The 12,831-nt window shown below is 69.5% G+C and carries 7 protein-coding genes; 1 reads left to right on the forward strand and 6 read right to left on the reverse strand.

Going from position 1 to position 12,831, the window contains the following annotated elements; all coding sequences use genetic code 11:
• Window positions 1–579 carry a hypothetical protein gene (locus tag B7K25_RS07480; protein ID WP_084105106.1) on the forward strand — a complete coding sequence of 193 codons (579 nt, stop codon included), beginning with the start codon at window positions 1–3 and terminating at the stop codon, window positions 577–579.
• A gap of 382 nt (window positions 580–961) precedes the next feature.
• Here B7K25_RS07480 and B7K25_RS07485 read toward each other — a convergent pair whose 3' ends face one another.
• From B7K25_RS07485 to B7K25_RS07510, 6 genes are all read right to left on the reverse strand, one after another.
• Window positions 962–4,837 carry a DNA-directed RNA polymerase subunit beta' gene (locus B7K25_RS07485; protein WP_084105107.1) on the reverse strand — a complete coding sequence of 1,292 codons (3,876 nt, stop codon included), beginning with the start codon at window positions 4,835–4,837 and terminating at the stop codon, window positions 962–964.
• Window positions 4,838–4,855: 18 nt separating this feature from the next.
• Window positions 4,856–8,335, reverse strand: a complete 3,480-nt coding sequence (gene rpoB, locus B7K25_RS07490) for a DNA-directed RNA polymerase subunit beta (RefSeq protein ID WP_084105108.1) — start codon at window positions 8,333–8,335, stop codon at window positions 4,856–4,858.
• A gap of 344 nt (window positions 8,336–8,679) precedes the next feature.
• Window positions 8,680–9,069, reverse strand: a complete 390-nt coding sequence (rplL, locus tag B7K25_RS07495) for a 50S ribosomal protein L7/L12 (RefSeq protein ID WP_084105109.1) — start codon at window positions 9,067–9,069, stop codon at window positions 8,680–8,682.
• Between the two features lie 60 nt (window positions 9,070–9,129).
• Window positions 9,130–9,651 (reverse strand): 50S ribosomal protein L10, encoded by a 522-nt coding sequence (rplJ, locus tag B7K25_RS07500; RefSeq protein WP_084105110.1) that lies wholly within the window; start codon window positions 9,649–9,651, stop codon window positions 9,130–9,132.
• 250 nt (window positions 9,652–9,901) lie between these two features.
• Window positions 9,902–10,699: a glycosyltransferase gene (locus B7K25_RS07505; protein WP_084105111.1), complete on the reverse strand. Its 798-nt coding sequence runs from the start codon at window positions 10,697–10,699 to the stop codon at window positions 9,902–9,904.
• A 48-nt stretch (window positions 10,700–10,747) separates the two neighbouring features.
• The gene (locus tag B7K25_RS07510) at window positions 10,748–12,556 is read right to left on the reverse strand and encodes a polysaccharide pyruvyl transferase family protein (protein WP_084105112.1); all 1,809 of its coding nucleotides are present in this window, start codon (window positions 12,554–12,556) and stop codon (window positions 10,748–10,750) included.
• Between the last annotated feature and the right edge of the window lie 275 nt (window positions 12,557–12,831).

Here is a 12,831-nt window from a genome sequence, read left to right on the forward strand (position 1 = left end):
ATGACCGACGACAAGGGCTCCGGGACGGCAGACGCCGAGCACGAGATGGACGACGACGCGACACGGGTGTCGCCTCGTCCCGAGGCGGCCGCCACCCCGGAGTCGGCGGAGGATGACGACCGGACGCGTGTGGTCTCTCGCGACGGCGTAGCCCCGAGCGGTGCGGCCGAGGCCACCGACACCTCGGGTGGCACGGACACTGCGGGTGGCACCGGCGGCGATACGCGAGACCTCACCCTGGTCTCCGCCCGGCGGGCAGGCAAGCACGCGCTCACCCTGCCAGGCTCGGGCCACGGGAGGACCCGTCAGGACGCGCTGGTCGTCGACAGCTTCGCACCGCCGGCCGACGGAGCCGTGCCGTCCCGGGTCATCGCCTCCTATCCCCCGCGCGAGATCCCGCCTCCGCCACCTGCACCGGAAGCGGTGGAGGACGGACCGGCGCCCACGCGGTCCGCGCAGTCGTTGCCGTCGGAGGCCGCGCGCTCGCGCCGAGGCGCGCGGCGCACCCTCGCCGTCTTCACGGTGTCGTGCGCCCTCGCGGCGGGCGCCGCGGTGGCCCTCGTCGTGATCTGGCTCTGAGACGCTCCGGCGAGGCGCTGTCACGTTCCTTCAGCGCTGACGTTCCCGAGAACTGACAGTCGTGACGGCCCCCAGGGGCCACCAGCACCCATCCGTCGGCCATCTGTCAGTCGCGGTGGCACGCCAGCCAGCCCGCGCATCGGCGCTACACCGGGTGGCGCGGTGGCACGCCAGCCAGCCCGCGCATCGGCGCTTCACCGGGTGGCGCTCAAGCGGCCCGTCAACACGGACGTACCCGCGGACCGTCAGTCGCGACGGCCCCCAGGGGCCGCCAGTACCCATCCCTCGGCCATCCGTCAGTCGCGACTGCACTCAGGCGGCTCAGGACGCACGAAGGCCCGGCCCCGCTGCTGCGGGGCCGGGCCTCGATGCGTGATGGCGACTACTCGCGCGGGAGATCGAACTCCTCGAGCGGCACGGCCTCGCCGGTGCCCTCCGAGAAGTACTGGCCCTCCCACTCCTCGTACCCGAAGGTCGGGAACAGGTTGGCCTTCGCCTCCTCGGTGGGCTCGACCGTCGCAGTGCGGTACTGCTGCAGGCCAGTGCCCGCCGGGATGAGCTTTCCGAGGATGACGTTCTCCTTGAGGCCGACCAACGGGTCGGAACGGCCCGACATGGCCGCCTCGGTGAGGACGCGGGTGGTCTCCTGGAACGACGCCGCCGACAGCCACGACTCGGTCGCGAGCGAGGCCTTGGTGATGCCCATGAGCTCGGGACGCGCCGACGCGGGCTTGCCGCCCTTGGTGACGGTCTCGCGGTTGGCGTTCTCGAAGCGCGCGCGCTCCACGAGCTCACCCGGCAGCAGCGGAGCGTCGCCCGCCTCGAGGATCGTCACGCGGCGCAGCATCTGGCGCACGATGACCTCGATGTGCTTGTCGTGGATCTCCACGCCCTGCGAGCGGTAGACCTCCTGGACCTCGTCCACCAGGTGCTTCTGGGTGGCGCGGGGGCCGAGGATGCGGAGCACGGACTTCGGGTCCACGGCACCGGCGACCAGCTGCTGGCCCACCTCGACGTGCTCGCCGTCCTGCACGAGCAGGCGCGAACGCTTGGTGACGGGGTACTCGATGACCTCGTCGCCGTTGTCGGGGGTGATGACCAGGCGGCGGGTGGCCTCCGAGTCGTCGACCTTCAGGGTTCCGGCGACCTCGGAGATCGGGGCCTCACCCTTGGGGGTACGGGCCTCGAAGAGCTCCTGGACACGCGGCAGACCCTGCGTGATGTCGTCCGCGGACGCCACACCACCGGTGTGGAACGTACGCATGGTCAGCTGCGTGCCGGGCTCACCGATCGACTGGGCCGCGACGATGCCGACGGCCTCGCCGATGTCCACGAGCTCACGGGTCGCGAGCGAGCGTCCGTAGCACTTGGCGCACGTGCCCACCGCGGACTCGCAGGTCAGGACCGAACGGACCTTGACCTCCTCGACGCCCTGCTCGATCAGCGAGTCGATCAGCACGTCGCCGATGTCCGCGCCGGCCTTGGCGACCACGTCGCCGGAGGCGTCGGTCACGTCCGTCGCGAGCGTGCGGGCGAAGACCGAGGTCTCCACGCGCTCGTGCTTGACCTTCTCGCCACCGGCCGTGGTCTCCACGATCGGCATGGGCAGGCCGCGCTCGGTGCCGCAGTCGGCCTCGCGGACGATGACGTCCTGCGACACGTCCACCAGACGACGGGTCAGGTAGCCCGAGTCGGCGGTACGCAGAGCGGTGTCCGCCAGACCCTTGCGGGCACCGTGCGTCGCGATGAAGTACTCGAGGACGGACAGGCCCTCGCGGTAGTTCGACTTGATCGGACGCGGGATGATCTCGCCCTTCGGGTTCGCCACCAGGCCGCGCATACCGGCGATCTGACGGACCTGCATCCAGTTGCCTCGAGCACCCGAGCCGACCATCGTGTGAACGGTGTTGTGCTTGGGGAAGGACTCCCGCATGGACCGGTCGACCTCGTTCGTGGCCTGGGTCCAGATCTCGATGAGCTCCTGACGGCGCTCGTCGTCGGTGATCAGACCGGTCTCGAACTGCTCCTGGACCTTGACGGCCTGAGCCTCGTAGCGCTCGAGGATCTCCTGCTTGTTCGCGGGAGTCGCGACGTCACCGATACCGATGGTGACGCCCGAGCGGGTGGCCCAGTGGAAGCCGGCCGACTTGAGCGCGTCCAGCGAGGCAGCGACCTCGACCTTCGGGTAGCGCTCGGCGAGCTCGTTGACGATGTTGCCGAGGACCTTCTTGTCCACGTCGCGGTTGACGTAGGGGAAGGACACGGGCAGCAGCTCGTTGAACAGCGCGCGGCCCAGCGTGGTGGTGAGGATGAACTCCTGGCCCTCCACGTGGTCCTCGCCCAGCTCGACACCCAGCGGCGGGACGGTGTCGCCGTCCACGCGGAGCTGGATCTCGGCGTTCAGCGAGATGTCGCCGGCGTCGAACGCCATGCGTGCCTCGGCAGCCGAGGTGAACGAGCGGCCCTCGCCCTTCTCGCCCTCCTTGTGGAGGGAGAGGTGGTAGAGGCCGATGATCATGTCCTGCGAAGGCATGGTCACCGGGCGGCCGTCCGACGGCTTGAGGATGTTGTTGCTCGAGAGCATCAGCACGCGGGCCTCGGCCTGCGCCTCAGCGGACAGCGGCAGGTGCACGGCCATCTGGTCACCGTCGAAGTCGGCGTTGAACGCGCCGCAGACGAGCGGGTGCAGGTGGATGGCCTTGCCCTCGACCAGCTGGGGCTCGAACGCCTGGATGCCCAGACGGTGCAGGGTGGGCGCACGGTTCAGCAGGACGGGGTGCTCGGTGATGACCTCCTCGAGCACGTCCCAGACCTCGCCGCGCGAGCGCTCGACCATGCGCTTGGCCGACTTGATGTTCTGCGCGTGGTTGAGCTCCACGAGGCGCTTCATCACGAACGGCTTGAACAGCTCGAGCGCCATCTGCTTGGGCAGACCGCACTGGTGCAGCTTGAGCTGCGGGCCGACCACGATGACCGAACGGCCCGAGTAGTCGACGCGCTTGCCGAGCAGGTTCTGACGGAAGCGGCCCTGCTTGCCCTTCAGCATGTCCGAGATGGACTTGAGGGGGCGGTTGCCGGGTCCGGTCACCGGACGTCCGCGACGGCCGTTGTCGAACAGCGCGTCGACGGCCTCCTGCAGCATGCGCTTCTCGTTGTTCACGATGATCTCGGGGGCACCGAGGTCGAGCAGGCGCTTGAGGCGGTTGTTGCGGTTGATGACGCGGCGGTACAGGTCGTTGAGGTCGGAGGTCGCGAAGCGGCCACCGTCCAGCTGGACCATCGGACGCAGGTCCGGCGGGATCACCGGGATCGCGTCGAGCACCATGCCGGTGGGCGAGTTGGTGGTCGTGAGGAACGCGTTGACCACCTTGAGGCGCTTGAGCGCGCGGGTCTTGCGCTGTCCCTTGCCGTTGGCGATGGTGTCGCGCAGCGACTCCGCCTCGGCCTCGAGGTCGAAGGTCTGGAGGCGCTTCTGGATCGCCTCCGCACCCATCGAGCCCTTGAAGTAGGAGCCGTAGCGGCGCGACAGCTCGCGGTAGAGCAGCTCGTCGCCCTCGAGGTCCTGGACCTTGAGGTTCGCGAAGCGGTCGAAGACCTGGTCGAGGCGGTCGATCTCGGCGTCGGCGCGCTTGCGCAGGTTCGCCATCTCGCGCTCGGCGCCGTCCTTGACCTTGCGCTTGGCGTCAGCCTTCGCGCCCTCGGCCTCGAGCTCGGCGATGTCCTTCTCGAGCTTGACGGCGCGGGTGTTGATGTCCGCGTCGCGCTGGCTCGCGATGGCCTTCTTCTCCTTCTCGATCTCGTTGCGGAGCTTCGGAAGGTCCTCGTGGCGGCCGTCCTCGTCCACCTCGGTCACCATGTAGGCGGCGAAGTAGATGACCTTCTCGAGGTCCTTGGGGGCCAGGTCCAGCAGGTAGCCCAGTCGCGACGGGACTCCCTTGAAGTACCAGATGTGGGTGACAGGAGCGGCGAGCTCGATGTGGCCCATGCGCTCACGGCGGACGCGTGAGCGGGTCACCTCGACGCCGCAGCGCTCGCAGACGATGCCGCGGTAGCGCACGCGCTTGTACTTGCCGCAGCCGCACTCCCAGTCACGGGTGGGGCCGAAGATCTTCTCGCAGAAGAGTCCGTCCTTCTCCGGCTTCAGGGTGCGGTAGTTGATGGTCTCGGGCTTCTTCACCTCGCCGTGGGACCAGCCGCGGATCTCCTCCGCGGTCGCCAGGCCGATGCGCAGGTCGCCGAACTCGTTGACGTCAAGCATTCGTTCGAATCCCTCTTCTTAGATCTCGTCGACGCTGGAGGCGTCCGGGCGGCTGGACAGGGAGATGCCGAGCGACTCGGCGGCCTGGTACGCGTCGTCCTCGGACTCGCGCATCTCGACGACGTGGCCCTCGGAGTTGAGGACCTCGACGTTCAGGCACAGCGACTGCATCTCCTTCATGAGCACCCGGAAGGACTCCGGCAGACCGGGGTCAGGGATGTTCTGACCCTTGACGATGGCCTCGTAGACCTTCACGCGGCCGACGACGTCGTCCGACTTGATGGTCAGCAGCTCCTGGAGCGCGTAGGCGGCGCCGTACGCCTCGAGTGCCCACACCTCCATCTCGCCGAAGCGCTGGCCGCCGAACTGGGCCTTACCGCCCAGCGGCTGCTGCGTGATCATCGAGTACGGACCCGTCGAGCGGGCGTGGATCTTGTCGTCCACGAGGTGGTGGAGCTTGAGGATGTACTTGTAGCCCACGGCCACGGGCTCCGGGAACGGCTCGCCGGTGCGGCCGTCGAAGAGACGCGCCTTGCCGTCGTCGTTCACGAGGCGGTCGCCGTCGCGGTTGGGGTTGATCGTCGAGCGCAGGTTGATCAGCGTGTCCTCCTGCAGGCCGTCGAACACCGGAGTCGCCACCGGGGTGCCGGGCTCCGAGAACTTGGCCGCCGCGGGCAGCTTCTTCGCCCAGGCGTCCTTGACGTCCGTCGCGTCCCAGCCGTGCTTGGCCACCCAGCCGGTGTGGGTCTCGAGGACCTGACCGACGTTCATGCGGCCGGGCACACCCAGCGGGTTGAGGATGACGTCGACCGGGGTGCCGTCCTCGAGGAACGGCATGTCCTCCTGCGGCAGGATCGTCGAGATGACGCCCTTGTTGCCGTGGCGGCCGGCGAGCTTGTCGCCCTCCTGGATCTTGCGGCGCTGCGCGATGTAGACGCGGACCAGCTCGTTGACGCCGGCCGGGAGGTCGTCGCCGTCCTCCTCGGTGAACACGCGCACGCCGATGACGGTGCCGGACTCGCCGTGAGGGACCTTGAGCGAGGTGTCGCGCACCTCGCGGGCCTTCTCGCCGAAGATGGCGCGCAGGAGGCGCTCCTCCGGGGTGAGCTCGGTCTCGCCCTTGGGCGTCACCTTGCCGACGAGGATGTCGCCGGCGCGGACCTCGGCGCCGATGCGCACGATGCCGCGCTCGTCGAGGTCAGCGAGGACCTCCTCGGAGGCGTTGGGGATGTCCCGGGTGATCTCCTCGGGGCCCAGCTTGGTGTCGCGGGCGTCGACCTCGTGCTCCTCGATGTGGATCGACGACAGCACGTCGTCCTCCACGAGGCGCTGCGACAGGATGATCGCGTCCTCGTAGTTGTGGCCCTCCCAGCACATGAACGCGACCAGCAGGTTGCGTCCGAGCGCGAGCTCGCCGTTGTCGGTGGCCGGGCCATCCGCGATGACCGAGCCCTCGACGAGGGCGTCGCCCTCGTCCACGAGCACCCGCTGGTTGTAGCTGGTGCCCTGGTTCGAGCGCTCGAACTTCGCGATGCGGTACGAGCCGGTCGTGCCGTCGTCGTTCGCGACCGTGACCAGGTCGGAGCTGACCTCGGTGACGACGCCGGGCTTGGTGGCCACGACCACGTCGCCGGCGTCGATCGCCGCGCGGCGCTCCATGCCGGTGCCGACCAGCGGCGCCTCGGAGCGAACCAGCGGCACCGCCTGGCGCTGCATGTTCGCGCCCATGAGCGCGCGGTTGGCGTCGTCGTGCTCGAGGAACGGGATCAGGGCCGTCGCGACCGACACCATCTGGCGCGGCGAGACGTCCATGTAGTCCACGGCCTCGCGAGGCACGAACTCGACCTCGCCGCCCTTCGAACGGACCAGCACGCGCTCCTCGGCGAACGAGCCGTCGTCGTTGAGCTCGGCGTTGGCCTGCGCGATGACGAAGTGGTCCTCGTCGTCCGCGGTCAGGTAGTCGACCTTGTCCGAGACCTTGCCCTTGATGACCTTGCGGTACGGGGTCTCGACGAAGCCCAGCGGGTTCACGCGGCCGTAGGTCGCGAGAGCGCCGATGAGGCCGATGTTCGGACCCTCAGGGGTCTCGATCGGGCACATGCGGCCGTAGTGCGACGGGTGGACGTCACGGACCTCCATGCCCGCGCGGTCGCGCGAGAGGCCGCCGGGGCCCAGCGCCGACAGGCGGCGCTTGTTGGTGAGGCCCGCGAGCGGGTTGTTCTGGTCCATGAACTGCGACAGCTGCGAGGTTCCGAAGAACTCGCGGATCGCGGCGACCACGGGGCGCGTGTTGATCAGGGTCTGGGGCGTGATCGCCTCGACGTCCTGGGTCGTCATGCGCTCACGGACCACGCGCTCCATGCGCGACAGGCCCGTGCGGATCTGGTTCTGGACCAGCTCGCCCACCGCGCGGATGCGGCGGTTGCCGAAGTGGTCGATGTCGTCGGTCTCGACCTCGACGGTGCCCGCGAGGGACTCGAAGGTCGCGTGACCGGCGTGAGCAGCGGCGACGTACTTCACGGTCGCGACGATGTCGTCGAGCGTGAGCACCGAGTCGCCCAGGGCCTTGCCGACCTTGAGCTTCTTGTTCAGCTTGAAGCGGCCGACCTTCGCGAGGTCGTAGCGCTTGGCGTTGAAGTAGAAGTTGTCGAGCAGGTTCTGACCGGCCTCGACCGTGGGCGGCTCGCCCGGGCGCAGCTTGCGGTACAGGTCGACGAGGGCGTCCTCGGTCGAGTGGACCGTGTCCTTCTCGAGGGTCTCGAGGATCGCGGGGAAGTCCTTGAACTCGTCGGCGATCTGCTCGTCCGACATGCCCAGCGCCTTGAGGAACAGGGTGACGGGCTGCTTGCGCTTGCGGTCGACGCGCACGCCGACGGCGTCGCGCTTGTCGATCTCGAACTCGAGCCAGGCGCCGCGCGAGGGGATGACCTTCGCGGTGAAGATGTCCTTGTCGGACGTCTTGTCGGCGGTGCGCTCGAAGTACACGCCGGGCGAACGGACCAGCTGCGACACGACGACGCGCTCGGTGCCGTTCACGATGAACGTGCCCTTGGGGGTCATGAGCGGGAAGTCGCCCATGAAGACGGTCTGCGACTTGATCTCGCCGGTGGTGTTGTTCATGAACTCGGCGGTCACGAACAGCTGGGCGGCGTAGGTGAAGTCCTTCTCCTTGCACTCCTCAGGAGTGTGGCGCGGCTCCTCGAAGTACGGGTCCGAGAAGCTCAGCGACATGGTCTGGCCGAAGTCCTCGATGGGGGAGATCTCCTCGAAGATCTCCTGGAGGCCGGCGATCTCCGGGACGTCGTCGCGGCCGTCCTTCTTGGCGGCGGCCACGCGGGCCTGCCAGGCGGCGTTGCCGACGAGCCAGTCGAAGCTCTCGGTCTGGATGCCCAGAAGGTTGGGCACCTCGATGGGCTCAGAGATCTGAGCGAAGGAGATGCGGGGGGATGCGGAGCGGTTGGCGATGGCGGTTGCCGAGGGGGTGCGCGAGGCAGCCAAGGGGTGGTCCTTCCCTTTTGATAGCGTGCGTGACGCGCGTGTCGGACCACGGCTCCACCGGATCCCGGGGCGAAGCCACTCTCAGAGCGGACGCACGCCAGGTAGGCATATGAGGGCAGGGCATAGACAGCGCAACTACCAACGATAGCCGCTGGGCGCGCGATTGTCCACCGGAGTCGCCGCCCCGTCAAGGGAGGCGCACCGGCTTGTCGCCGGATCGTGACCCAGCCAGCGCATCGGCCCTGCTGAGCACGTGTGCGACACCTAGCGTACCCCCTCCACACAGCAGAACGCCGGGCCGCCCCCGAAGGGGCGACCCGGCGTTCGAGCCGAAAGCGGCGAGCTTACTTGAGCTCGACGGTGGCGCCGGCAGCCTCGAGCTGCTCCTTGGCCTTCTCGGCGTCCTCCTTCTTGGCACCCTCGAGGACCGTCTTGGGGGCCTCGTCGACGAGCGCCTTGGCCTCACCGAGGCCGAGCGACGTGAGCGCGCGCACCTCCTTGATGACCTGGATCTTCTTGTCGCCAACGGCGGTCAGGACGACGTCGAACTCGTCCTTCTCCTCGGCCTCGGCGGCGGCCTCGCCACCACCCGCGGGGGCGGCGACGGCAACGGCGGCGGGGGCGGCGGCGGTGACCTCGAAGGTCTCCTCGAACGCCTTGACGAACTCCGAGAGCTCGATGAGCGAGAGCTCCTTGAACTGCTCGATGAGCTCCTCGGTGGAGAGCTTAGCCATGATGTGTTTCCTTATCTTTCAGCTGCGTGGAAGCAGGTTTTGCGTTGGGGTTCGCGGCCCTCAGGCCGCTTCTTCCTGCTTGACACGCAGGGCGTCGACGGCACGCGCAGCCTGAGCGAGCGGTGCCTGGAACAGGTATGCCGCGCTGAACAGCGACGCCTTCATGGCGCCGGCTGCCTTGGCGAGCAGGACCTCACGGGACTCGAGGTCTGCGAGCTTGTTGATCTCCTCAGCGGAGAGCACATTGCCCTCGAGAACGCCGCCCTTGATGACGAGCTTGTCGTTCTCCTTGGCGAAAGCCTTCAGACCCTTTGCAGCCTCCACCGGGTCACCGGTGACGAATGCAATGGCCGTAGGACCGACGAAGAGGTCGTCAAGACCCTCGACACCGGCCTCCTTGGCCGCGAGCGCCGTCAGAGTGTTCTTCGCGACCGTGTAGGTCGCGGCGCCGCGGAGCTTGCCGCGCAGCTCAGCGAGCTGCGGAACCGACAGGCCGCGGTACTCGGTGATCACGACAGCCGTGGACTCACGGAACGCGTCCGTCAGCTCCTGGACTGCAGCCACCTTGTCTGGCGTCGCCATAGTTGTCCTTCCTTCAGGTGACCGTCGGCGCCTCCTCGCGGAGACGGCCCACCCCGGACAACAGAAAAGCCCCGCGCAGGCGGGGCTGGGCCGGACGCACGTCGTGACGTGGTCCTTCTCAGTTCACCTGCGCTGGCCTCCGCTGCTGCGGGACTTCGGTCTGGCTGGATCTCTCCACCCTGACGACCGGCGGTCTTGGGCCCAGACAGGATACGCGACCGGGCGCTCCCTGCGCAAGCCGGCCGCCTCGTCAGTAGTTGGCAGGGCGCAGGAACCTCAGCGCACCCCGCACGCCGATGGTCCGCACGTGCCGCAGCGCGAAGGCGGGCTTGAGCAACCACGCCCATCCGCCGACGGCACGACTGAGCGCCGCCGACCTCGCGTCGATGTCCGCGTCGGTGCCCCACCGCGAACCCGAGCTCTCGGTGGGGTGCATCGCGACGGTCGCCGGCACCGCGTCAGCCGCGAGCCCCGCGCGAAGCATGTCCGCGATGAGGATGTACTCGTCGCCGAGGTACAGCTCGGCCCCCGCGCCGAAGCGCTCGTCGTAGGCCACGCCGGCCGCCCGCGCCTGCTCGACGTCGGCGATCATCTCGTAGGTCGCGGCCTTGCCGCTGTTGCGCAGGGTCAGCGGGGTGACGCGCTCGGGGTAGCTCTTGCGGAACGCGCCCGTCTCGTCGACGGCGCGGCACAACGCGAGCGCCGCTCCGGAGTCGCGCAGGTGCGCCACCGCCTCCCCCACGCCGTCGAGGTCCACGGTCACGTCATCGTCGCAGAACAGCAGGTAGCGCCGCGACGCCCGGCGCAGCGCCTCGTTGCGGCTCTTCGCGACGCCGCGGGAGCGCAGCACGACCACGGTCGCGCCGCCGGCCTCCAGGCGTGCGATCTCTGCTCCCGCGCCCGCGGGGAGCTCCCCGCCCTCGACGCCGGTCTGGACCACGACCACCTGCTCCGCCCCGCCCAGCTCGGCCGCGAGCGGGATGGACGCAAGCCTGTCCGCCAGGCTCGAGTAGCCGATGGTGACATCGCTGAGGTCCGGGGTGCTCATGGTGACCCCATCATCCCCTACTGCTGGGGCACCGCTGGCCGACCCGTCCTAGGCGACGAGGCGCCCGTCGAGCGAGGCGACGCCGTCGCGGATCGCGGCCGCCGCGTCGTCGAGCACCGCGTCGCTCAGGCGCACCTCCAGCGTCAGCGGATCGAGGTCGAGCCGCGTGAGGTCGGTGCCGATCACGTGAGGGTCGCGGAGCCCGTGGATGCCGACGCCCAGCGCGTAGTCCTCGTACTTGATGCCGCTGCCGTGCACGGCGTCCTCGAGGCCCTCGAAGGTCACCAGCGCGCACGGGATGCCATAGCTGTGGCACGCGATCATCACGTGCATCGCGCTCGTCACCACGCGGTCGTACCGCACCAGCTGCGCGAGCAGGGCCTCGATCCGGTGCGGGTGGCTGACCAGCAGGCTGACCTCGTCCATGCCGTCCGGCAGCTCGACCGGCAGCGGCAGGTGCGTGTAGTGGCGCACCAGCGCGACGCGGCCGTTCGTCTCGCCGCGCTCGAGCGGCACCGCGCGGCGCAGCAGCACCCCCGGATCCCCGAAGCGCTCGACATCGGGGCCGCCCGAGGCGCGCAGCGCCTGGGCCGTCAGCGGGCCGCGCACGGACACCCACGACGCCCGCGCCGCGAGCTCGACCTCGAGCGAGGACACCCCCGTGCCGACGACCGTGGAGGTGCGCTCGACGAAGCGTCCGATCGACCCGAGGCCGACGAGGTGCGGGGTGGGCTTCTTCGACGTCGGCGGCTGGAACGTCACCGGGCGGCCCGACGCGTGGCCGACGATGAGCGGGCTCAGCCAGTCGCCGAAGTTGCCGGGGAACGGGCGTGGCCACCACGCGAGCGGGAGCGGCGCGCCCGCGCCGCGGGTGGCGTGGTGGAGGAACGACTCCGCGGCCTCGATCGCCGCCTGCTCCTTGTGCGTGGGAACGGCCTTCCCCTCGAGCGCGGCGCGTGCCTCGCCGAACGCCTCGACCTCGCCGCGCTGCGCCCGCGCGATCATGGACGACACCAGCGCCTGACGCGCCGGTGAGGTCGCTCCGGCGTCGCCGACCTGCCCCCCGAAGGCCCCGCCGGTGAGCAGCGCCGTCAGGCCCATCGAGTCAGCCGCGCGGCGCAGGGAGCGCTTCGCGCCCTCGGGAAGGGCCCGCTCGGCGCGCTTGGCGCTCGCGAGGCCCGCGCGCCGCACCCGCGTCGTGAGCGAGCCGCGACGCGCCTCGCCCGCGCGATCGTGCTGCACGACCTTGCCCTTGAACGCGGCGACGTTGCCCGACGACCCGAACGAGAAGAACGGCCGCGCGCCGCTCGCGCCGACGTCCTGGCGCGACACCACCGACGTCGACGGGATCACCTGGAACGACATCTGCGCGGCGTTCGCGCGCCACGCCTCCTCGAAGAAGTAATCGTCCGTGGCCTTCACCGTCGCGACGCGCTCGAGCCGCGCAGCGTCCGCGATGAACTTGCGACCCTGAGGCGACGGCGAGATCCCGAAGAAGCACGGCTCCCAGAAGCGCGTGCGCCGGTCGTAGCCGATGGTGAGCGGGCTGCCGAAGCCGCGCTGGAACCCCAGCAGGTCGGCGCTGAAGTCGCGCACCCAGTCGGGCAGCGAGAGCAGGTTGCAGTCGACGTCGATCCAGAACACGCGGCGGCCTGGGTTCGCCTCGCACACCTCGGCGAGGAACGCGATCTTCTTGCGGCAGATGTCGGCCCAGTCCTGGCCGGGAGCCTTCGCGATCTCGCGGATCTCGTGCTCGACGCCCAGGCGGTCGAGCGATCGCCGCAGGCGCTCGCCGTGCTCCCGGTAGTAGTCATCCGGCGTGTGGAACGAGCACACGATCGGCGTCGTCTCGGCCATGGCCTGCCTCCTCCTGCGAGCACGCGCCCGCCTACGTGAAGGCTAGGAATCCCAGGTGAGCAGAACCTGTCCGAAAGGTGAAGAGTCGGCGACGAGCGCATCGGCCCTCCGCACAGGAGAAGCGCCGATGCGCGCGCCAGGACAGCAGAAGGCCCGGCTCCCCTGGGGGGAGCCGGGCCAGGTGCCACGGGGCGGCCGGGTCGCGGCGCGCCGTGCGGCACGTGCTCTCGGACGTGCGGTCCCGGGATCGCCGGGCCTCACGCGAGCGCGTCTGC

This window comes from Demequina sp. NBRC 110056, from assembly GCF_002090155.1.
GTDB lineage: Bacteria > Actinomycetota > Actinomycetes > Actinomycetales > Demequinaceae > Demequina.

What these genes read in the sequence shown, in the direction of transcription:
- B7K25_RS07480 (WP_084105106.1), top strand. Translation starts at nt 1, where the DNA reads ATGACCGACGACAAGGGCTCCGGGACGGCAGACGCCGAGCACGAGATG.
- B7K25_RS07485 (WP_084105107.1), bottom strand. Translation starts at nt 4,837, where the DNA reads ATGCTTGACGTCAACGAGTTCGGCGACCTGCGCATCGGCCTGGCGACC.
- rplL (WP_084105109.1), bottom strand. Translation starts at nt 9,069, where the DNA reads ATGGCTAAGCTCTCCACCGAGGAGCTCATCGAGCAGTTCAAGGAGCTC.
- rplJ (WP_084105110.1), bottom strand. Translation starts at nt 9,651, where the DNA reads ATGGCGACGCCAGACAAGGTGGCTGCAGTCCAGGAGCTGACGGACGCG.
- B7K25_RS07505 (WP_084105111.1), bottom strand. Translation starts at nt 10,699, where the DNA reads ATGAGCACCCCGGACCTCAGCGATGTCACCATCGGCTACTCGAGCCTG.
- B7K25_RS07510 (WP_084105112.1), bottom strand. Translation starts at nt 12,556, where the DNA reads ATGGCCGAGACGACGCCGATCGTGTGCTCGTTCCACACGCCGGATGAC.